Consider the following 21,151-nt stretch of genomic DNA (forward strand, 5'->3'; position numbering starts at 1 on the left):
GTTGCCAGGCCTGCGCTTCGGTGCTCAACTAAAAAAGATCAGCGGCTAAAAGCTAGAGCGTCCTGCTCGAACACCGCTGTCACCGCATCCTGCGGAGGTCTATTCCGATGCTTGTCCTTCCTAGACTTCTAGGGTTTTGTTAACAATCTGAAAATCCTATCGTTACGATAGGATTTTTTTATTTGTGCCCCCGCTGGACTGCTGAATACATAATGGATCGCTTTCCATTTGAAGCCGTCCATTCGAACCGGTCTCCTGTCCCTTCGCTGCTATAGTGATGCTGCATCGCACACTGGGCGGTGTCGTTTGAAAAGTGATAAAAAGAAACGCCCTGCTCCTCCGATGTATTCGAAAAGACTCCTTTATTATAAGAAAACACGCAATCGAATACCGATAAGCCAAAGCTGTGCAAGTGCTGTAAAAATGCGAGAAAGGTTTCGTCATCAAGCGAATCCAAAAGCGCCATGAGCGGCCGCTTGACTGATTTTTCATAGCGGATGCGTTCTCCGCCTGAAAGGGAGATGTTTTCTTCACCGCATGTCAGAACCAATTGATCCTGAAAGCCGGCCTGCTCCCACTTTCCATTATGATGAATCCAGATTGGGCTGTGATCGAGACTGTCCGCCAGCAGTATATCGCCTTCCTCGTTTTCGATTAAGCAGATGCCATCTTCAATGAGGATGGTGCCGTATTCCCATTTTCGCTCCTCTTTATATAATAATTGTTTCCGTTTCATGCATGCTGTCTCCTTTTGCTTCTTTCCTCTCCTTTCTTTCCAATTCAAGCCTGTCCCATACAACTCTTTTGTGGACAAATCAACTATCTGCCTATAGATGCATAAACTTACTAAGGTGCTGAAAGAAACGAAATTGTTATGAAAGAAACGGGATTGGAGCTGATATCATATGTGTGGAATTACGGGTTGGGTCGATTTTAAAAAGCAGCTCGTCCAGGAAAAACAAACGATAAACAGAATGACAGACACTCTTTCCAAACGGGGGCCTGATGATTCTAACGTTTGGGGGGAGCACCATGTTTTATTTGGACATAAAAGGCTTGCGGTTGTCGATATTGAGGGCGGACGCCAGCCGATGGCATGCAACTATAAAGGAGATACGTACACCATTATTTACAATGGCGAGCTGTATAACACGGAAGATCTGCGCAAAGAATTGCGGGCGCGGGGCCATCAGTTCGAGCGGACGTCAGATACCGAGGTGCTGCTGCACAGCTACATTGAATGGCAGGAAGACTGTGTAGACCATCTCAATGGCATATTCGCTTTTGCTGTGTGGGATGAAAAGCGTGATCTGCTGTTTGCCGCGAGAGACCGTCTCGGCGTGAAGCCGTTTTTTTACACGAAGCAAGGATCTTCTTTTCTCTTCGGGTCAGAGATCAAAGCGATCCTCGCACACCCTGATATAAAAGCGCAAGTGGACAGAACAGGACTTTCTGAAATTTTCGGGCTTGGGCCGTCCAGAACTCCGGGTACTGGCGTATTTAAAGGCATAAAAGAAGTCCGGCCTGCTCACGCGCTGACGTTTTCTAAAGATGGGCTGAATATTTGGCGTTATTGGAATGTTGAAAGCGAAAAACATACGGACAGTTTTGATGACACGGTTGCCAATGTCAGATCATTGTTTCAGGATGCGGTGACGCGACAGCTTGTGTCGGATGTGCCGGTTTGTACGTTTCTATCAGGCGGTCTGGACTCAAGCGCCATTACAGCAATTGCAGCAGGCCATTTTGAAAAGGGAGGAAAAGCGCCACTTCATACTTATTCGATTGATTACGAAGAGAACGATAAATTTTTTCAAGCAAGCGCATTTCAGCCGAATGACGACGGGCCTTGGATTGAAAAAATGACAGAGGCCTTCGGCACAACACACCACAAATGCGTCATCAGCCAAAAGAATCTCGTCAATCATCTGGAGGAAGCAGTGCTGGTCAAAGACTTGCCCGGAATGGCTGATGTCGACTCGTCTCTGCTGTGGTTTTGCCGTGAAATCAAAAAGGACTTTGTCGTCAGCCTGTCGGGAGAGTGCGCGGATGAGATTTTCGGTGGGTACCCGTGGTTCCATATGGCAGACGTTGAATCGGGCTTTCCATGGATGAGATCGACAGAAGAGCGGATCAAACTGCTTTCTGATTCATGGCAGAAAAAATTGAATCTCAAAGAATATGTAAATGCCAAATACGAAGAAACCTTGGCGGAAACGCCATTATTAGACGGAGAAACGGGTGTGGACAAAGCAAGAAGACAGCTGTTCTATTTAAATATGCTTTGGTTTATGACGAACCTTTTGGATCGGAAGGACCGCATGAGCATGGGTGCGAGCCTTGAAGTGCGGGTGCCGTTCGCTGATCACCGGCTCGTGGAATATGTTTGGAATATCCCATGGGAAATGAAAATGCATGACAACCGGGAAAAAGGCATTTTGCGAAAAGCGCTCGAGGGCATTTTGCCTGATGACATTCTGTATCGCAAAAAAAGCCCATATCCGAAAACACACCACCCGGAATATACAAAAGGCGTCAGCGAATGGCTGAAAACGATCAGAAGCCAAAAGGACTCCGTGCTCCATACCCTGCTTGACAGAAAACAACTGGATCAGCTTTTAGAAACGGAAGGCTCCTCCTTCAAGGTTCCGTGGTTCGGGCAGCTCATGAAGGGGCCACAGCTGATCGCCCACCTTGCCCAAATTCATACATGGTTTGAAGCGTATCGCATTGATATTGATGAGGGATAAAGAAAAAGCCGATTCCATGTAGAGGAATCGGCTTTTTCTTCATATACAATTGGGAAAAAACATAATAGACTTGAAGAAGCAGTGATACATAGGAGTGAAAAGAAATGAAAGAGATAAAAGAAGCCTATCAGCAGTGCGGGCAGATCGTCAGCGCCCGCGAACCAGCCTGTTACAAAGCATTCTCGTTTCTTCCGCTGAAGCAAAGACAGGCAACTTGGGCGGTTATGGCGTTTTGCCATACGGCGGCCAGTGCGGAAGAGAAGGCGTTATCTGCCATCGAAGCTGAGGCGGAACAGGTTTTTTCCGGGACATATAACGGGAATCATTTTTTGTGGAAGGCTTTCAGCCATGCTTATCAGACCTTTACATTGGACAGCGCGCCATTCCGTGAGTTCATTGCCGCACAGAAGGCGGAAGATACACCTTGCGAAAGCCTCGATGAACTGCTCATGCACGCATACCAGACGGGCGGCGCGGCCGGATTAATGCTGCTCCCGATCATGGCGCGCCGGCATCGGGAACAGCTTACACATGCAGCAGGTTCTCTCGGTTTAGCGATTCAGCTGGTTCGGCTTCTGAGAGATATCGGCACGGGCCACCAGCAAAAAAACCGCATCCCCCGGCAGGTGATGCAGCAATTTGGATATACAGAGGACGATCTTCAGAAGGGCGTCGTGAATAAGGCGTTCACCATGACATGGGAGTATATCGCTTTTGAAGCGGAAGCCTACCTTGAGGAGTGTCAGGATGCCTTGCCGCTATTTCCGCTGTATTCGCAAAAAACGGTGAAAGCCGCTCTTCAATTGTATCGAGCTGTTTTAGAAAAAATCCGGGCGGAGCAGCACGATGTATTTCAACATCAATACGATGTCACAGAGAACGAAGTGAAGCGGATTCTGTCTGACATATAAAAAACACCCGGCCTTGAGCCGGGTGTTACGCCATTCCTTTTTGAATCCAGATACGGGAGCGCCATCTTCTGTACATTAAGATTCCCCGGACCCATTCGTCCGCGATAAAGGAAATCCAAATGCCGGCAAGACCGAACCCGAGGTGGATGCCGAATAGATAGGCAAGCGGTAGGCCGATGCCCCACATCGAAATCATTGCCATGTAAACCGGGAATTTCGCATCCCCCGCGGCACGCAGGGAGTTAATGATAATGACATTAAACGAGCGGCCCGGTTCAAGGATAATCGTCATGGCAATCAAAAGGCTCGCAGTCGCAATAATGTCAGGGCTTTGTGTAAAGATGCCGATCAGGTCTTTTGAAAAAATCGTCATCAAAACCGATGTAGCCGCAGCAATTCCAAGTGCCCAATATAAGCTCTTCATGCAGCGCTCATAAGCAGCATCAAATTGTTTACCGCCAATATAACGGCCGATTAAAATTTGCGTGCCTTGGCTGATCGCAGTGCCGAACAGCAAAATAAACATCGTAATATTTTGCGTATACACTTTTGTTGTCAAAGCCTGCGCGCCCATGATGGCGATAAAATACGTGACAATCATTTGCGACAAGTTGTATGAAAGCTGTTCTCCTGCAGAAGGGATGCCGATTTTCAGCAGCTTGCGCAAATGCTCTTTATGCATATGAAAGACTTTTTTCAGCGACATCTTCAGCTGAATGCGTTTGTTGACTATAATAATCATCGCGATTAATCCGATGACGCGGGCGATAGATGTAGATATCGCCACACCGGCAACACCGAGAACAGGAAAGCCGAACAGACCGAAAATAACAACAAAGTTTCCGGCAATGTTTAAAATGTTCATGCCGATTGTGACAAACATTGTATCCTTTGTGTAGCCATAGCTTTTTAAGATCGCGCTGAATGTCATGATTAAAGCCTGTATAAAGGACAGACCTCCGACAACTTGTAAAAAGACTTTTGCATCAGGCATCAGGTCACTTGTCAATCCCATCATATGAAGCAGAGGGACAGCCGCGAAAAAGATTATGGCGCTGATGGCAAGGCTGATGAAGAAGTTGGCGCCGATTGATACATAAGCGACTTCCATGGCTTCTTTCTTTTGCCGTGACCCTAAAAATTGTGAAATGATAACGGTCGTTCCTGTTGCGATAAAGCTGAACATCACGATAATTAAATTCAAAATCTGGTTGCTGACGCCGACTGCTGCCACGCTGTTATCTGAGTATTGGCTGAGCATCAGTGTATCGGCATTACCCATAAACATATATAATGAGACCTCAATAAAGATCGGCCAAGTAAGTGAAAATAATGAGAACGATTTGTCAGCGGGTTTTTTCAAAGCAGTTGATTTGAAGACAGCTTGTTTCATTGTGTCTAACCCCTTTCGTAAATAAAATCAACGTTTTAAAGTGTACCTCCATTTCCTTATAATAAAAAGGGAGAGAAACGATACTTCTTGCAAAAATCCGACTTAAAAAGGAGGATGATCAAAATGCCTCGCATCCTGTTTACAGTCCCGCCTTTTCCGGTATTTATCGCAGCCGGAGAAGGGGTTTTTAAAAAGGGAGAAACCCATGTGAAACGTGTATTCTCCGTGTTTGATCTGATATATGTCAAACAGGGAACGTTATATATAACAGAAAATGAAAAATCGTTCTCTGTTGAAGGCGGCGAGTATATCCTGCTTTCTCCCGGTCTTGAACATTACGGGACGAAGGGCAGTGATGAAGCAACCTCCTATTATTGGCTTCACTTTAATGAACATCGGTATGAATTTACGGCAAAGGGAGGCAGCAATTGGTCTGAGCTTCAGAAGGAAAAAGGGAGCTTCGAGGAGCCGGCCCGCTACGGACTGGCTTTGCCGAGAAAAGGCAAGGTGCAGCGCCCGCAGTTTATGGCGCAGCAGTTTGAAAGGCTGATAGATTACTCCGCGGAAAACTCCGATTTGCCGCTTAGAAAGCAAATCTTATTTGAGGAGCTGATGCTGCATCTTCAAAAAGAGGCGTTTCAAATACCGTCTGCGAAAGAGCGGGTAGCCTGGGAGGCGGCTCGGTACTTACAGGAGCATTATAAGGAAAAGACGACAATCAAGGATCTGTCGCTCGCCCTTCACTATCATCAGGATTATGTGAGCCGCTGCATGCAGCAGGTGCTAGGCGTCACGCCGGCACAATACACGAACCGGGTGAGAATGACAGAAGCGAAGCGTCTTTTATCCTCTACAAATGATAAAATGGGTGTCATTGCGGAAACGATCGGAATGGAAGACCCGACATACTTTTCAAAACTCTTTAAGCAGATAGAGGGCATTTCACCAATTGAATACCGGAAAATTGTCAGCCGGAAAGTTCAATAACCAGACGAGGGATGAACATGAAAACAACAATCTACGATGTGGCAAGGGCGGCAGGAGTCTCGATCACCACTGTGTCGCGCGTGATTAACAATACGGGCAGAATCAGCGGCAAAACGCGGCAGAAGGTGATGAATATCATGAAGGAAATGGCGTACACGCCCAATGTCCACGCTGCGGCGTTAACAGGAAAACGAACGAATATGATCGCACTTGTGGCGCCTGATATTTCAAATCCGTTTTACGGCGAACTTGCCAAAAGCATTGAGGAAAGGGCGGATGAGCTCGGTTTTCAAATGATGATTTGCAGTACCGATTACGATCCGAAAAAAGAAACAAAGTATTTTTCGATGCTGAAGCAGAAAAAAGTGGACGGGATTATTTTTGCGACTGGCATTGAGAATCATGACAGCATGTCTGCTTTGGAGGAAATCGCCAGCGAACAAATTCCGCTCGCCATGATTTCTCAGGATAAGCCGCTGCTTCCGATGGATATTGTTGTCATGGATGATGTTCGCGGCGGGTATGAGGCTGCCAAGCATCTACTGTCACTCGGCCACACGAACATCGCCTGCATTGTTGGGGACGGGTCAACAACGGGTGAAAAAAACAGAATCAAAGGCTTCCGTCAGGCGATGGAGGAAGCGGGCGTGCCTGTCGATGAATCGCTTATCGTCCCGACACGATTTTCTTTGGAAAGCGGCAAGGAAGAAGCGGGAAAATTGCTGGACAGGAACACCCCAACGGCTATTTTTGCCTTCAACGACGTATTGGCCTGCGCCGCTATACAAGCTGCGAGAATAAGAGGCATAAAAGTGCCGGACGACCTTTCCATCATCGGTTTTGATAACACGATACTTGCAGAAATGGCGGCCCCGCCCCTGACCACCGTGGCCCAGCCGATCAAAGATATGGGACGGAGTGTCATCGAACTGCTGGCAGAAGCAATCGAAGGACGAAAGACAAAACAAAAAATCGTGCTGCCGCCTGAGCTCGTGGTCAGACATTCTACATCACCACTCAAAACATAAGCCCGCTAATGAGCGGGTTCTTTTCATTTTGACAGCTGAAGCAAAAAAACATATTGCGTGTAAACAACAGGCAGTGTAAAATGAAACCATCTTTTGAGAAAGCGCTTGCGCAATATGTGGAAGCGGATTGAACCGCTGTTTTTTAGCAGTTGTGAGAAAGCGCTTTCTCGAAGCGATCCTAGAATGACATAAAGGAGAGGATGGGACGTGAAACATCAAGTAAGGTGTGCAGTATTAGGATTAGGAAGGCTCGGTTATTATCATGCGAAAAATCTCGTCACCAGTGTTCCGGGGGCAAAGCTGGTCAGTGTCGGTGATCCGTTGAAAGGGAGAGCGGAGCAGGTTGCCAGAGAATTCGGTATCGAAAAATGGTCAGAGGACCCGTATGAGATGTTAGAAGATCCTGGCATTGACGCTGTTATCATCGTAACGCCGACAAGCACACATGGCGATATAATCATCAAAGCAGCGGAAAACGGCAAGCAGATCTTCGTTGAAAAACCGCTGACCTTAAGCCTTGAGGAATCAAAAACAGTCTCTGAAAAAGTGAAAGAGACAGGTGTCATTTGCCAGGTCGGCTTTATGAGGCGATTTGATCCCGCATACGCAGATGCCAAACGGCGGATCGACGCTGGGGAAATCGGCAAACCCATCTATTATAAAGGTTTTACGCGTGACCAGGGAGCGCCTCCCGCAGAGTTTATCAAACACAGCGGCGGAATTTTTATTGACTGTTCCATCCATGACTATGACATTGCCCGTTATTTGCTCGGAGCGGAGATCACTTCTGTTTCGGGACACGGCAGGATCCTGAACAACCCGTTTATGGAGCAGTACGGCGATGTGGATCAGGCGCTGACGTATATCGAATTTGATTCCGGCGCTGCGGGGGATGTCGAGGCAAGCAGAACCTCTCCATACGGACATGACATCCGGGCGGAAATTATCGGAACAGAGGGCAGTATTTTCATAGGGACATTGAGGAATCAACATGTGACCATCCTGTCGGCAAAAGGGAGCAGCTATGATATTATCCCAGACTTTCAAACTCGTTTTCATGAAGCCTACTGCTTAGAGCTGCAGCATTTTGCTGAGTGTGTCCGGAATGGAAATACACCGATTGTGACAGATGTCGATGCGACGATCAATCTAGAAGTCGGCATCGCCGCGACCAATTCATATCGAAGCGGCAGGCCCGTACAGCTGGATGTGAAGCGTGCTTACACCGGTATGTAAGCGTTATCATGTTGCGTTTGAGGCTTCTCCCGCAAATCGTTCATATCAAAAAAGCAAGGACAGTTTAGCCCTTGCTTTCGCTCTTTTCATATAAATAGTACATATAATCAGTAGGTATACCTGTATGGCCAAGCTGCCTCAGCATTGCGGTCACGTTCCCTCTGTGATAAGTGCCGTGATTGACGACATGCAGGATGATGTCTGCATAAGTTGTCTCCAGTGTACCGAGTTTCGGATGTTTCATTGAGAAGGTCTGTTCCAAGTCCATCTGGCGGCTGAAGAAATCATGATACTGTGCTTCCAACTCGGAAGCATGCTGTTTAATCGCTGTCATATCACCTTGCGCGGACTCGAATTTGCCTACGCTGTCTATGATCTCTTGGTAGGCAACTTCCGAAAGAACGTTCAGCCAAATGTAGTCAGCCCTGCACATATGAAGCAGCACGTGGCTGACAGAAGGGAATACGCTCTTTACTTCTTGATAAGCGGTTTCCTCCGGCAGGTTTTCGATATGGTTAAATATTCGCTTGTTCGCCCAGGAATGGTAGTCATAAAACTGTTTTGCATCAGTCATCAGCATTGCCTCCTTTTCTAAGACATTCGCTGTTTCAATTGTTATTCCTTCAATTGCTGAAGAGCGATGCCCCGAAATATCCTGCTGCTGCCCACATCACCACTGCAGAGCATTTGTTTATGATCAGCATAAGCCTGCCGCTCGTATCTATCGTCTGAAACAGCCGGCCCGCTATCGCAAGACTGATAAACCAACACCAAGAGACAGCGATGCAGGCGGCCATAAAGAGCCATTTTTCAAGCCCAGAATATTGGAGTGAGCTCGTGCCGATGACGCCGATCGTGTCCAGAATAGCGTGTGGGTTTAAAAGAGAAACGGCGGCCGCAAACGCAGCTTGTTTTTTAGCTGTGAACGTATTTTTCACATTTTGGTTTGCTTTCGGACGGCTGTTCCAAGTCACCCAGCCCATATAGAGGAGAAATAAAAATCCGCCTGCCATCATAACTGTCTCAAACACAGGCAGCTGCTGCACGATGACAGATACCCCTGCAACAGCTAAAACAATTAGCAGGGTATCGCAGACAGAAGCGCTGATGATGGCGGGGAATGCCCGCCAAATATGCCTTTGCCACGCTCCTTGCTGAAAAATAAATACATTCTGCGCTCCCAGCGGCAAAATTAAGCCAAAGGCAAGCACAACTCCGTGAATAATTGCATTCATGCTGAAAAAACTCCCTTTACATCTTTTTTTTCAATCATAAGGGAGATTTTCTATCATGTCTCCGGCCATTTGGTTGGGTTTAGAACCGGCCAAATGTATAATGTAAAATAAGGGGGCATGACTATGTCGCAATGGCAGCCAAGCCGGGATTCGGATATTCCGCTGCATCGGCAGATTGAACAATACATGAAAGACAAAATTCTTCACGGAGAGTGGGCTGTGGGGACGAAAATCCCTTCACAGAGAACGCTGGCCGACATGTTTCAAGTCAATCGCAGCACAGTAACAGCAGCCATTGATGAACTCACGTCTCAAGGCCTGTTAGAGGGGAGAAGAGGAGGCGGAACGAAGGTTGTAAACAGTACTTGGAGCGTGCTGGCGGCTGAGCCTCCGCTCGATTGGAGCAATTACGTCCGTTCCGGTATTCATCACCCAAATTCTTCTATCATTCAGGAGATTAACCAAAACGAACCAAGAGCGGATATCATCAGATTAGGCACAGGAGAGCTTTCACCAGATCTGCTTCCGGAAGACACAATGCGCCGGATGTTACAGCAGATGAATCCGCACGCCCTGTCTTTAGGATACGAGCAGCCGAAAGGAAATCTTAAGCTGAGGGAGGCGGTGGCGGACTATTTAAAAGGCAAGCAGATCCATGTATCACCGTCAGCGATTTTAATAGTGTCCGGCGCACTTCAGGCACTTCAGCTCATCTCGGTCGGGCTTTTAAAACGAGGTTCTGTCATTTTGACCGAAAAGCCGTCCTATCTTCAATCTTTACATGTGTTTCAATCAGCGGGGATGCGGCTTCGCGGCTTTCCTTTGGATGAGGAAGGAATCAAAGCGGGGCTTGTCTCTTCTTTTCGAAAACAATATGGAGGACAGCTGCTTTACACCATTCCGTCGTTCCATAATCCGACAGGCACTGTCATGTCAGAGCAGCGACGGAAAGAGATCATCGACCTGTCAAAAAAAGAGCAGCTGCCGATCATTGAGGATGATGCGTACGGTGATTTGTGGTTTGAAGAAAAACCGCCGCACCCCTTAAAAGCAATGGATCATGAGGGCAATATTCTGTATCTGGGCACTTTTTCAAAAACGGTTAGCCCCGGCCTTCGAATCGGCTGGCTAGCCGGACCGGAGCCAGTCATTGAAAGGCTGGCGGACATTAAAATGCAGACAGACTACGGATCGAGCGGCCTGTCCCAGTGGGCTGCCGCCGAATGGCTGTCACAGGGGTATTATGAAGAGCATCTGACATGGATACGAAGGGTGCTAAAACAAAGGAGAGACGCGGCAATTCATTTTCTTAAGCAGTATGCCGGAGACATCGCGGCGTGGCGCATTCCCGCCGGAGGCTTTTATATTTGGGTGACATTTCACAAAACCCTGCCTGTCAGCCGTTTCTTTCATGAGTTGCTGAAACAGCAGGTGCTGGTGAATCCCGGTTCCATTTATGACGGCGAAGATCGAAACAGCATCAGGCTGTCGTATTCCTATGCGTCTCTTACGGATTTGGAAACAGGCATTAAAGCGGCAGCCGATACAGCCCGCCGCCTGATGTAAGCGTTTGTTATATAATGACAGCCCCCAGCGCCCTGGCGAAAGCAATCGCGTGCTCCGGCGCAATTTTGCAGCCTTTCAATTTGTCGAGGGAGACATGAAGCTGTTCAAAACGGCAGGTGCTGAGGTCCATGTTTTGAAGGGACGTGCCAAAAAAGCTGGCGCCTCCCAGTTCGCACCCGTCAAAGTGTGTTTGCTGGAGCGTCATATTGCTGCACTCACTTTGCATAAGGGCACAGTGATCAAATCGAACTTGTCTCATATTTGAGTACGAAAATGAACTGAAATGTCCATGGCACTCCTCGAATGAAACATTCCGCAGCGTTGATTCCGCCACATTCATTCCAACCATCTTTGATTGCTTAACGGAAGTTCTGTGAATGACAGCCCCGCTGAAATCGGCGTTTGACAAATCACATTTTTCAAAGATCGCATCGGTCAGTTCAATATGCCGGAAAGACACATCGATAAATACGACATTTCTGAATATCGTTTTTTCCACACAAAGTCTTTCCATTTCTTCGCCGCAGATTGTACAATCTTCAAACAAATGCATACTGACCACATCATCCTGAGTTACGGTTTCATGAAAATCTGCAGTTTGCAGGTTTTCCGGTATGTGCGGTTTTTGAATCACTATTTTATTCATGCGATGACATCCTTTGCTGCCCGAAAACCAGAAGCCTCCGGGATCAATTTAATAGATCGTTATGGAAATTGATACATATAGTAAATCGTGAAGAGCCTTTTCTTGGTATAGCAGCCCGCTTGTTTTGTTAGCATAAATGGAAAGCTTCCTGTACGTCAAGGCGTATACAGGCCGGGAAAGAAAAGGGAACAGGAGGAGTGCGGAATGGGGCATTACGTCAAAACCGAGGAGCATGTGACACTGTTTGTAGAGGATATCGGACATGGAAGGCCGATCATCTTTTTACACGGGTGGCCGTTGAATCATAAGATGTTTGAATATCAAATGAATGAGCTTCCGAAAAGAGGATTTCGTTTCATTGGCATTGATTTACGGGGATATGGGCAGTCGGACCGCCCGTGGGAAGGCTATGATTATGACACGATGGCCGATGATGTGAAGGCAGTCATTTATACGCTGCAGCTTGAGAACGCGGTTCTTGCCGGTTTTTCGATGGGCGGCGCAATTGCAATCCGTTATTTGGCAAGGCATAACGGAGCCGATATTGATAAGCTGATTTTATTGTCTGCAGCGGCACCCGCATTCACAAAACGCCCGGGTTATCCGTACGGTATGAGGAAGCAGGATATTGACGATATGATTGAACAATTCAAAACGGATCGGCCAAAAACACTGGCTGATTTAGGGCAGCAGTTTTTTGAGAAAAAAGTGTCACCAGAGTTCAGGCAGTGGTTTCTCAATCTGATGCTGGAGGCCTCCTCCTACGGGACGATCCACTCGGGTATCGCATTAAGAGATGAGGATCTCAGAAAGGATCTTGCCTCAATCAAGGTGCCGACGCTGATCCTGCATGGGAGAAAGGATAAAATTGCGCCGTTTGATTTTGCGAAAGAATTGAAGCGCGGCATCAAACAGTCGGAATTGGTTCCGTTTGTAAACAGCGGGCACGGAGCTTTTTTTGAAGAAAAAGAGAAGATCAACAGTTTGATTGCGCAGTTTGCCAAATCATAAGAAAAAACCCGATATTGATCGGGTTTTTTATATGATTCCTTTGCTTTGCAGTTCTGTAATGATCAAATCAGCTCCGTCGGAAATAGATATCTGGTCTGATTCAATGATGAAATCGGGTGAAAGCGGCGATTCGTACGGAGAATCGATCCCGGTGAAATGTTTGATTTCTCCGTTTCGCGCTTTTTTATAAAGTCCCTTCGGATCGCGCTGTTCACAAACATGCAGCGGGCACTTTACATACATTTCGAAGAATTCTCCTTCAGGAAAGAGTGCTCTGACCATGTCCCGGTCCTCTCTGAATGGAGAAATAAACGCTGTTAAAATGATTTGACCGCTCTCGACAAACAGCTTCGCCACTTCTCCGATCCGGCGGATGTTTTCAATCCTGTCTTCAGTCTGAAAACCAAGATCTTTGTTTAAGCCGTGGCGGATATTATCGCCGTCGAGCACATAACTCTGAATGCCCATTCGGTACAGTTTTTCATCAACGGCATTGGCAAGCACCGATTTTCCTGAGCCGGACAGACCGGTAAACCAGAGAACGCAGCTTTTGTGTCCGTTTAAGGTCTGTCTGTCAGACTTTGTGATTGCAGCAGGGTGCCAAATGATGTTTGGATTGTGATTCATTGCAATCCCCCGCTGTTATGCTGGATCTGGATGGCAACGGGCTGTTGCTGAAGACCCTTGATCAGAACGTTTGCGACCTCAGGCCGGCTGAATTCTTTAGGAGGCTTTTTGCCGTTGCGGAGAAGCTCTCTCACTTTTGTGCCGGATAAGTGGATGTGGTCTCTTTGGCTGTGCGGACATGTTTTCGAGGTGCCCATGTTTCCGCATTTTCGGCAGTAAAAGCTGTGCTCGAAAAACAGCGGTTTGATGCCCAGCTCCTCCTCTGTGAATGATTGAAAAATATGTTGCGCGTCGTACGTTCCATAATAGCTGCCGACACCCGCGTGATCACGGCCTACAATGAAATGGGTGCAGCCGTAATTTTTGCGGATGAGCGCATGGAAAATCGCTTCCCGCGGACCTGCATACCGCATGGCGGCAGGGAAAACCGATAACATGACACGATCCTTTGGATAATAGTGATCAAGCAAAACCTGGTAGCTTTCCATTCTGATATCACTCGGGATATCATCTGACTTCGTTTCTCCGACAAGCGGGTGCAGCAGCAGACCGTCGACCGTTTCTAACGCTGTTTTTTGAATGTATTCATGCGCTCTGTGAACAGGGTTTCTGGTTTGAAAACCGACAATCGTTTTCCAGCCGAGCTTTTTAAAGGCCGCTCGTGTTTCTGCGGGCGCTGCGTAAAACTGTTCGAAGGATTTGTCGGGAAGGCGGCTGACAACGATAGGCCCTCCGATATAGTAATCCGGACGCGCCAACAACTTTTTCACGCCTGGGTGGGCAGGATCGTTTGTTTTAAAAACAGACAGTGATTCTTGTGTTTTATCAGGCTGGTAGATATCAGTGACTGTCATCATGCCGTAGGTGACGCCGTCTTTCACAAGCTTAACGCGATCTCCGGAAGACAGTTTGTTTGCTGTTTCTTCTCCGACAGGCAGCGTAATCGGCAGGCTCCACGGCAAGCCGTTTGCCAGCCTCATCTCTTTTACAACAGAATAATAATCTTTTTCTCCCAAAAAACCAGTTAACGGGCTGTAGCCGCCGATCGCGATAAGCTCCAGGTCGCTCAGTGCAAGCTGATCCAGCTCCGCTTCGCACGTGCACCCTTCAAAATGGCATGCGGGATCGCAGCGGTTGATTAACACCCCTCCATGGGGCTCGCTTCCATTCAACGTGTTCAACCTCCATTTTTACGTTTCCTTTGTTTTTTTTTTGTGCGCTGATTAAAACGTCAAGGCAGCGACTCAACATCATTTCATTCCCAAAGCATGGGCATGCCGGACATTATTCTTGATGCAGGCCGCATTCTGTTTTCTCCCGTCCGGCCCATCTTCCCGCCCTCTCATCGTCCGGGTCCGAGGAAGGCAATGTACACATTTCACAGCCTATGCTCGGGTAATGTTGATCGTGCAGTTTGTTATAAGGCAAATTGTGCAGGCGGATGTACGTCCAAACGTCATTCCATGTCCAGTGGATGAGCGGGCAAATTTTGATGAGCTTAAACTTCTGATCCAGATTCACGTATTGAATATGCTTTCTCGTAGGCGACTGCTCCCTGCGCAGCCCTGAAATCCAAGCTGTCATGCCGGACAGGTGTTTTTTCAGCGGCTCGATTTTCCGCAATTGGCAGCATAGATTCGGGTTATGCTTCCACAGCTCACCGCCGTATTGTGTCTCCTGTTCTTTTAAGCTCAGCTCGGGTTCGAGTAACTGGATTGTCAATCCCGGATATCGCTCTTTGACGGTCTCGATCAGCTCATATGTTTCTTGGAAATGCAGCCCTGTATCCAAAAAGATGATGTGCGCGTTTTTGTTGATCTTTGATATGAGGTCGAGAAGCACCATTCCTTCTGCGCCAAAGCTGCACGCGTACACAATCTTTTCCCCGTATGTTCGGTAAGCCCATTTCAACACATCAAGCTCATCGATCAATTGATCCGTTATCTGTTTGGACAGCGTGTGGTTCCATGTGTCATATGTGATGATTTGTTCGTTCAACGTTTTCCCCCCGTTTGCATCTGTCTGTTTTTTTATCTATTTGATCGAGTTATAGGCAGACTATTCATTTTTTGCATAAAGGTTCAGGGTTTTTAGGTGCGGCACCCGCCTAAAATGAGGAACGGAACCATTAAGAGACCAGCTGAATATGCTTTTAAGCAAACTGGTTTTATGCCCAAGGAGAGGTATTATGCCGATTACCATTTATCAGGGGAATCATCATTCGCCTGCCCCGGCGGATATTAACATCGTCATTGATGTCATCAGAGCCTTTACGGTCGCCCATTATGCGTTTATCGGCGGGGCGAAAGAGATTTTATTGGTCGGAACAGCAGAGGAAGCCTTTGCGCTGAAAGACACTTATCCGGAATACGTATTGACGGGAGAGGAAAAGGGGGTCGGAATCAGCGGATTTGATTTGGATAATTCTCCAAAACGCATGGCGGAACAGGATATGGCGGATAAGTGCCTGATCCAGAAAACAACAAACGGCGTCACAGCGGCGTTAGGGGCCCTGAACGCCAAGCATCTGTTTGTAACTGGATTTTCCAACGCCAGAACAACGGCAGAGCATGTGAAAACTCTCGCCGCAAAGGATAGTGTCATGAACATTGTTGCTTCCCACCCGTCAGGTGATGACGACATGGCGTGTGCGGAGTATATTAAAGGCATCATCGAAGGGACAAATGCTGTAACCGCTGCGGAGTCGATTGAAAGAATAAAACGCTCATCTGTTGCGGAGAAATTTTTTGACCGCAGCCAGCCATTGTTTGATCCGGAAGATATCACGTACTGTACAAAAGAACTAACAGGCGATTTCGTGATGAAAGTGAAACAAGAAAGAGAAGTTCCAACGATAGAGAGGGTCATAATATGAATGATTTTTCACTAGAATTGCCAGTGAGAACAAGCAAACCGAGAGAAACCGGGCAGACCATTTTAATCGATAACGGATATCCCTTGCAATTTTTCAAAGATGTAATAGCCGGAGCGTCCGACTATATTGATTTTGTGAAATTCGGCTGGGGCACATCATTACTTACGAAAGATCTTGAAGAAAAAATCAGCACGCTGAAAGAGCATGACATTAAATTTTTCTTTGGCGGTACATTGTTTGAGAAGTATGTAAGCCAGAAAAAAGTGAATGAATTTCATCGGTACTGCACCTATTTCGGCTGTGAATATATTGAGATTTCAAACGGCACGCTTCCGATGACGAATAAAGAGAAAGCGGCTTACATTGCCGATTTTTCTGATGAATTTCTTGTGCTTAGCGAGGTGGGCAGCAAGGATGCTGAATTGGCAAGCCGGCAAAGCTCTGAGGAATGGCTTGAGTATATCATTGAGGATATGGAAGCGGGCGCGGAAAAAGTGATTACGGAGGCAAGGGAAAGCGGGACAGGAGGGATCTGTTCCAGCAGCGGCGATGTCCGGTTTCAAATCGTTGATGATATCATTTCCTCGGATATTGATATCACTCGGCTGATTTTTGAAGCGCCGAACAAAACGCTCCAGCAAGGGTTTATTCAAAAGATCGGGCCGAATGTGAATTTGGCCAATATCCCATTTCATGATGCGATCGCGTTAGAGACGCTGCGCTTAGGGCTAAGATCCGATACCTTTTATTTGTAAAACCGCGGCTTCGGGGCTCTCGCCTTATAGAGAGCCTCTGCCTATTATTTTTTATGGCGGTACATAGGCGTGAGATAGGGGAGTGAAGTCAGACGGATGTTATAGATGAAGTCGATGACTCTTGTCGATATGACTTGGCATATCAGGGCTTGAATGACAATGCCCCAGGCAATAATAGACGCAGTCACCATAAAAATGATGCAATTCATGATCAGCAGGATTGTACCGGGATTCCCGCCGCGGTAGATGGAAATCATCAGAGCAAGAGCCCCGAATCCTCCGTTTGAAATTTTATATTTGTATAAAAGCCCGATGCCGAGTCCCAATAACACAGCGCCGCTTGCAAGATCAATCCACAGGTTTGATGTGATATCCGGAAAAACCGCATCAAAGATTAATACCGAGACAGAGGTGACGGTAATCGAAGCGAGGGTGCCGGTGAATGTTCTCATCTCCAGCCATTTTAAGGCGGTAAAAAGCATCGATACATTCACAGCCCACACTGAAAACCCATGGGGAATTTCAAACAGATAATGCAATAGCACCGCAATACCTGCTGCCCCGCCTGTCGGAATATCATGCGGAAATAAAAATAAGGACATGCCGAGTCCCTGTAGTACGCCGCCTACGACAATCATAAACGTGAGTTTTACTTTCATCAGCAGTTCAGCCATTAAGTCATTTGCTCCTTTATGAAAAGACTTGTCCGCTGTTTCCATTTTATGAGGCTGTCCATCATTTATGTCTGCAAATAAAGAAATGGCTCAGCTTAATATGCTGAACCATCCCACTTGTAGCGTTTAACAATCTCCATATTGATTTCTGTTCCAATGCCTTTTCCTTTCGGAATGTGAACCATTCCTTTTGAAAGCTGAAGGCTGACGAGGTCTGTAAATGGATTCTCCATGACGTCCCACTCGATCGGTTCAATTTGATCTTTCTCCATTTTAGACCACGGCGGCAGACAGGCTTGCGAAAATAAGGCATAGAGCCGTGAAAGCGATCCGTCATATGCATGGGCGGACGCTCTGACGCCAAAATAACGCGCGAGCTGGAGGCAGTCCCGAAACTCATCGATCCCGTTGACATGCATGACATCGGGCTGAATGATATCCAAGCAGCGCTGTGAAAGGAGAGGGGCAAATTTTGCCGCGCTTTTCATGTTTTCTCCACCGGCAACAGGAACAGATAAACGGCTGCGCAGCAAAGCGTAATCCTGCGGCTGATCAAAGGGCAAAGGCTCCTCAAACCAGCCGATATTTGTCCATGCTGAGAAATATCGTTCCCATTTATAAGCTGTAGCGGCATCGTAGCTTTGGTTGGCGTCCAGAATCATCGTAATGGAGCTGCCGGCCGTATGCTGCAGCGCATTGATGTGCCGGACATCTTCCTCGAATGAAGTCCCGCCGATTTTGACTTTGATTTGCTTAAAGCCCTTTTTTAATTGGGCTTCTACATTGGAAACCGACCGGCTGATCCATTGCGGATGGTCTGAATATGATTGGAATGAGGCGTATACAGGGATCTCTTCTCTGTACCGCCCGCCCCATAGTTCGCAAATAGAACAATCGGCAGCTTTGGCCGCGATTTCTGTTAGCGCCATGCTTACAGCGGAGGCCGCGCGCTGGTGCCATTTTTGAATCGTGCGCACTAATGGCAGGCGGCTGCCGGCCTGTTTTCCTAAAAGATAGGGAATGATCCGTTTGGTAAAACCGATATGGAGAGCAGGGAGCCAATCAACGCATTCTCCCCAGCCGTCAATCCCGCTTTCGGTGACTACTCTGATGAGATAGCAAGTGCGATACCGTTTAAATCCGTTTGCGTCTCCGTACGGCTTTTCTAATCGGTACAAAAGCGGAAAGGTCTCAACCCGTTCGATTTTCAAACTGGATACTACCTTTCCTCGGCTGGTTGAAGCCGATTGCCAGCCATTTTAGGATCTTCTTTTTCTTTTGTTTCTTCTTTGTTTTGATTCACATGGATCAGTAAAATCACGAGAATGCCGACAACAAACGTCAATCCCGCAATGCTCAAAAACATGCCGGGTCTGGACCATTGCATTAAGCGGCCGAAAATCGGAGGCCCAATCGCCACCCCTAAGAAACGCACTGATCCGTACAGCGAGGTCACAAATCCCCGTCTTTCTTTGCCGACAGCCCCGGTAATAAAGCTGTTCACACAAGGCAGAACAAGTCCTGAACCGACGCTGCTCAGTACGAGAACACTGATGAAAAGGACCAGATTCTCAATGAATGATAGTGCAGCGTAAGACACCGTCATGAACGCCAATCCAAGAACGATCAGCTTTTTCATTAACGATTGCTTTTGCCCGATTTTGCTTCCGGTTGTATAAGACGTCACACACATGACCAAAAGCGGAATCGCCAAAATCAAGCCTTTTTTGACGCCGTCGGTGTCGTATGTTTTCTCCAAGACATCTGATAGATAAAACAGGATGCCGAACAAAGTAAACAAACAGGTCGCTCCGGCTAAATAAGCGGTAAACAGCCATCTGCCTTCATGTTTAAAAACACTTAACAGCCCTTTTGCATATTTTCCGATCGGGGGCGGTTCTTTTTCCTTTTTCTTTTCTTTAATAAAAATCCAAGTCAGCACGATCGAAATGATACAAAATACCGGGAAGGCAAAAAACGCGCCATACCAGACAAGCAGGGCGATAAGCGAGCCTATGATCGGTGAAAGCACTTTCCCCATGCCGTTTGAAGCTTCAACGAGACCGAGTACCTTGCTTTCCTGGGCGCCTTTAAACAGATCCCCCGTCAGTGCCATGGCGATCGGGCCGGTCCCGGCTGCCCCGATTCCCTGAAGCGCCCGTCCTGCCATGACCCAAGGGTACGCATTGTCAAAAAAACCTGCCGCAAACCCGGCTAACAAGCCGCCGGCACCATACAAAATTAAGCAAGGGATAATGATGACTTTCCTTGAGAATCGGTCAGCGAGATAACCGACAATCGGAATCGCAAACGCCGCAATCAAGGAAAATACTGTGATCACGAGACTGACTTGAAATTGTGATAAATGAAGTTCAGATTTCATTTTTGGCAAAATCGGAATAAGCATTGAGTTTCCAAGTGTTAATATTAACGGGATTGAACCGATTGCGACAATCGTCATTCCGTTATTTTGTTTTGATGATTCCATCTCAGAGCACACTCCTTTTCTTCTGCTTAGAATGTCCCTGATAGCTTCGTTTATTCAACGTTTAGACAGCAAAAAACCGAACAGAAAATACCTGTTCGGGAAAAAGGAGGGTTAACCGAGCGCCTGTGAAATCAACGCATATAAGTGTCCATTTTGGTCCGGAAACATCTTTTTCTGGTAAAGCATAAGCGGAAGCTCTGCGTCTGAATGAAATCCCATCTCTAACAGCCTGTCATGAAAAGATGTGTGTTCAGCCGGTATATCGATGCGCATCGGACCTTGTTTGCCTGCGGCCAGCCTGTTGATAATTCGTGCAGCAACGTCTGATGATGGGGCGATGATGGGGCCGAATTTCAGATTGGCAGGTGTCTGTACAGATAGGCCGTAGCCAACCAGATGTCCCTCATTGTTTCTGGCGATGACGCATTCCTCTGAGGTAGAAATAAGCTGCTGCAAAAGGTTTGATCGATCTCCGCCAAAGGCTGTCAGATCGGCTGCAGCTAATTCTTGAAAGTCTTGTTCTCTGAAGGATGACAGTTCAGCATCAAGGCGATTTTGCGTTTCGATCGGTCGAAAACTGTGACAGCTGTACTTTCGGACTGAACCAGCCGAATGAAAACCTGCTTTTTCATAAAGCGGCAAACCTTCTTTTGTAGCACAAAGCCTGATGGCGGTGCTTTCATCCGTTTGGCTGATACACGCGTTTACCATCCGCCGCCCTAGACCGAGCCGTTTGTATTCTTTGTCCACGATGACGAGTCCAATAGAAGCAAGACGGCCAAACAAAAACAAGCCGATGCAAGAGATGATGTCTCCGCGGACATTTTGATAACCGAAAAAGCGTCCTTGTTGGACAAGAAGTGTCAGCTCTTGTTCGCCATAATCCGGCCACCCGGCTTGCCTGCAAAGTCGCAATAGACCGGATGCATGCTCTTCATGAAGCTCAATCAGCTCATCCATTACGTCCAT

Annotated in this window: 19 protein-coding genes and 2 pseudogenes; 9 read left to right on the plus strand and 12 right to left on the minus strand. The window is 47.3% G+C overall.

Going from position 1 to position 21,151, the window contains the following annotated elements; all coding sequences use genetic code 11:
• Positions 1-178: 178 nt before the first annotated feature.
• A complete protein-coding gene (locus tag M0696_RS05990; protein WP_166853679.1) occupies positions 179-736 on the minus strand; it encodes a DUF2777 domain-containing protein in 558 nt (185 codons plus the stop codon).
• A gap of 169 nt (positions 737-905) precedes the next feature.
• Between M0696_RS05990 and asnB the strand changes: the two genes are divergently transcribed.
• Complete coding sequence (asnB, locus tag M0696_RS05995; protein ID WP_222142567.1) at positions 906-2,750, plus strand: asparagine synthase (glutamine-hydrolyzing); 1,845 nt, start codon at positions 906-908, stop codon at positions 2,748-2,750.
• 81 nt (positions 2,751-2,831) lie between these two features.
• Positions 2,832-3,661, plus strand: a pseudogene (locus M0696_RS06000) (phytoene/squalene synthase family protein).
• A gap of 25 nt (positions 3,662-3,686) precedes the next feature.
• Here M0696_RS06000 and M0696_RS06005 read toward each other — a convergent pair.
• Complete coding sequence (locus M0696_RS06005; RefSeq protein ID WP_166853676.1) at positions 3,687-5,054, minus strand: MATE family efflux transporter; 1,368 nt, start codon at positions 5,052-5,054, stop codon at positions 3,687-3,689.
• Between the two features lie 123 nt (positions 5,055-5,177).
• On the opposite strand from M0696_RS06005, the gene M0696_RS06010 reads away from it, so the two are divergent.
• From M0696_RS06010 to iolX, 3 genes are all read left to right on the plus strand, one after another.
• A complete protein-coding gene (locus M0696_RS06010) occupies positions 5,178-6,041 on the plus strand; it encodes an AraC family transcriptional regulator (RefSeq protein ID WP_166854692.1) in 864 nt (287 codons plus the stop codon).
• Positions 6,042-6,058: 17 nt separating this feature from the next.
• A complete protein-coding gene (degA, locus tag M0696_RS06015) occupies positions 6,059-7,069 on the plus strand; it encodes a transcriptional regulator DegA (RefSeq protein ID WP_166853675.1) in 1,011 nt (336 codons plus the stop codon).
• A 207-nt stretch (positions 7,070-7,276) separates the two neighbouring features.
• The gene (gene iolX / locus M0696_RS06020) at positions 7,277-8,305 is read left to right on the plus strand and encodes a scyllo-inositol 2-dehydrogenase (RefSeq protein ID WP_248602594.1); all 1,029 of its coding nucleotides are present in this window, start codon (positions 7,277-7,279) and stop codon (positions 8,303-8,305) included.
• A gap of 64 nt (positions 8,306-8,369) precedes the next feature.
• Here the strand turns inward: iolX and M0696_RS06025 are convergent, their stop codons facing one another.
• Entirely contained in the window at positions 8,370-8,879 is a 510-nt protein-coding gene (locus M0696_RS06025; protein WP_222142571.1) for a DinB family protein, read from the minus strand.
• A gap of 49 nt (positions 8,880-8,928) precedes the next feature.
• Positions 8,929-9,578, minus strand: a pseudogene (locus tag M0696_RS06030) (LysE/ArgO family amino acid transporter).
• 79 nt (positions 9,579-9,657) lie between these two features.
• Between M0696_RS06030 and pdxR the strand changes: the two are divergent.
• Positions 9,658-11,106 (plus strand): MocR-like pyridoxine biosynthesis transcription factor PdxR, encoded by a 1,449-nt coding sequence (pdxR, locus tag M0696_RS06035; protein WP_166853671.1) that lies wholly within the window; start codon positions 9,658-9,660, stop codon positions 11,104-11,106.
• A gap of 7 nt (positions 11,107-11,113) precedes the next feature.
• On the opposite strand, the gene M0696_RS06040 is transcribed toward pdxR, so the two are convergent.
• Entirely contained in the window at positions 11,114-11,752 is a 639-nt protein-coding gene (locus M0696_RS06040) for a pentapeptide repeat-containing protein (RefSeq protein WP_248602595.1), read from the minus strand.
• Between the two features lie 204 nt (positions 11,753-11,956).
• Between M0696_RS06040 and M0696_RS06045 the strand changes: the two genes are divergently transcribed.
• Positions 11,957-12,763, plus strand: a complete 807-nt coding sequence (locus M0696_RS06045; protein ID WP_248602596.1) for an alpha/beta fold hydrolase — start codon at positions 11,957-11,959, stop codon at positions 12,761-12,763.
• A 27-nt stretch (positions 12,764-12,790) separates the two neighbouring features.
• Here M0696_RS06045 and cysC read toward each other — a convergent pair whose 3' ends face one another.
• The 3 genes from cysC to M0696_RS06060 form a co-directional block, all read right to left on the minus strand.
• On the minus strand, positions 12,791-13,390 hold the full coding sequence (gene cysC, locus M0696_RS06050) for an adenylyl-sulfate kinase (protein WP_222142575.1): 600 nt from the start codon (positions 13,388-13,390) through the stop codon (positions 12,791-12,793).
• The gene (gene sat / locus M0696_RS06055) at positions 13,387-14,562 is read right to left on the minus strand and encodes a sulfate adenylyltransferase (RefSeq protein WP_166853667.1); all 1,176 of its coding nucleotides are present in this window, start codon (positions 14,560-14,562) and stop codon (positions 13,387-13,389) included. The genes cysC and sat overlap by 4 nt, the downstream gene beginning before the upstream one ends.
• A 112-nt stretch (positions 14,563-14,674) precedes the next feature.
• On the minus strand, positions 14,675-15,388 hold the full coding sequence (locus tag M0696_RS06060) for a phosphoadenylyl-sulfate reductase (RefSeq protein ID WP_166853666.1): 714 nt from the start codon (positions 15,386-15,388) through the stop codon (positions 14,675-14,677).
• A 190-nt stretch (positions 15,389-15,578) separates the two neighbouring features.
• On the opposite strand from M0696_RS06060, the gene M0696_RS06065 reads away from it, so the two are divergent.
• Positions 15,579-16,265, plus strand: a complete 687-nt coding sequence (locus M0696_RS06065; protein ID WP_166853665.1) for a 2-phosphosulfolactate phosphatase — start codon at positions 15,579-15,581, stop codon at positions 16,263-16,265.
• Positions 16,262-17,020: a phosphosulfolactate synthase gene (locus tag M0696_RS06070; protein ID WP_166853664.1), complete on the plus strand. Its 759-nt coding sequence runs from the start codon at positions 16,262-16,264 to the stop codon at positions 17,018-17,020. The genes M0696_RS06065 and M0696_RS06070 overlap by 4 nt, the downstream gene beginning before the upstream one ends.
• Before the next feature lie 44 nt (positions 17,021-17,064).
• Here M0696_RS06070 and M0696_RS06075 read toward each other — a convergent pair whose 3' ends face one another.
• The 4 genes from M0696_RS06075 to M0696_RS06090 form a co-directional block, all read right to left on the minus strand.
• Complete coding sequence (locus tag M0696_RS06075) at positions 17,065-17,694, minus strand: YitT family protein (RefSeq protein ID WP_222142576.1); 630 nt, start codon at positions 17,692-17,694, stop codon at positions 17,065-17,067.
• Positions 17,695-17,789: 95 nt separating this feature from the next.
• Positions 17,790-18,905, minus strand: coding sequence for a mandelate racemase/muconate lactonizing enzyme family protein (locus M0696_RS06080; RefSeq protein ID WP_248602597.1), 1,116 nt, complete (start codon positions 18,903-18,905; stop codon positions 17,790-17,792).
• A gap of 8 nt (positions 18,906-18,913) precedes the next feature.
• Positions 18,914-20,182 (minus strand): MFS transporter, encoded by a 1,269-nt coding sequence (locus M0696_RS06085; protein WP_222142578.1) that lies wholly within the window; start codon positions 20,180-20,182, stop codon positions 18,914-18,916.
• A 111-nt stretch (positions 20,183-20,293) separates the two neighbouring features.
• Positions 20,294-21,151, minus strand: a complete 858-nt coding sequence (locus M0696_RS06090) for a GNAT family N-acetyltransferase (protein WP_222142579.1) — start codon at positions 21,149-21,151, stop codon at positions 20,294-20,296.

This window comes from Bacillus rugosus (assembly GCF_023238245.1).
GTDB classification, from domain to species: domain Bacteria; phylum Bacillota; class Bacilli; order Bacillales; family Bacillaceae; genus Bacillus; species Bacillus rugosus.

Coding starts and splice junctions, on each gene's coding strand:
- M0696_RS06005 (WP_166853676.1), bottom strand. CDS start 5,054: ATGAAACAAGCTGTCTTCAAATCAACTGCTTTGAAAAAACCCGCTGAC.
- M0696_RS06040 (WP_248602595.1), bottom strand. CDS start 11,752: ATGAATAAAATAGTGATTCAAAAACCGCACATACCGGAAAACCTGCAA.
- M0696_RS06010 (WP_166854692.1), top strand. CDS start 5,178: ATGCCTCGCATCCTGTTTACAGTCCCGCCTTTTCCGGTATTTATCGCA.
- M0696_RS06045 (WP_248602596.1), top strand. CDS start 11,957: ATGGGGCATTACGTCAAAACCGAGGAGCATGTGACACTGTTTGTAGAG.
- M0696_RS06070 (WP_166853664.1), top strand. CDS start 16,262: ATGAATGATTTTTCACTAGAATTGCCAGTGAGAACAAGCAAACCGAGA.
- M0696_RS06075 (WP_222142576.1), bottom strand. CDS start 17,694: ATGGCTGAACTGCTGATGAAAGTAAAACTCACGTTTATGATTGTCGTA.
- pdxR (WP_166853671.1), top strand. CDS start 9,658: ATGACTATGTCGCAATGGCAGCCAAGCCGGGATTCGGATATTCCGCTG.
- M0696_RS06025 (WP_222142571.1), bottom strand. CDS start 8,879: ATGACTGATGCAAAACAGTTTTATGACTACCATTCCTGGGCGAACAAG.
- M0696_RS06065 (WP_166853665.1), top strand. CDS start 15,579: ATGCCGATTACCATTTATCAGGGGAATCATCATTCGCCTGCCCCGGCG.
- cysC (WP_222142575.1), bottom strand. CDS start 13,390: ATGAATCACAATCCAAACATCATTTGGCACCCTGCTGCAATCACAAAG.
- M0696_RS06085 (WP_222142578.1), bottom strand. CDS start 20,182: ATGGAATCATCAAAACAAAATAACGGAATGACGATTGTCGCAATCGGT.
- degA (WP_166853675.1), top strand. CDS start 6,059: ATGAAAACAACAATCTACGATGTGGCAAGGGCGGCAGGAGTCTCGATC.
- M0696_RS06090 (WP_222142579.1), bottom strand. CDS start 21,151: ATGGACGTAATGGATGAGCTGATTGAGCTTCATGAAGAGCATGCATCC.
- M0696_RS05990 (WP_166853679.1), bottom strand. CDS start 736: ATGAAACGGAAACAATTATTATATAAAGAGGAGCGAAAATGGGAATAC.
- asnB (WP_222142567.1), top strand. CDS start 906: ATGTGTGGAATTACGGGTTGGGTCGATTTTAAAAAGCAGCTCGTCCAG.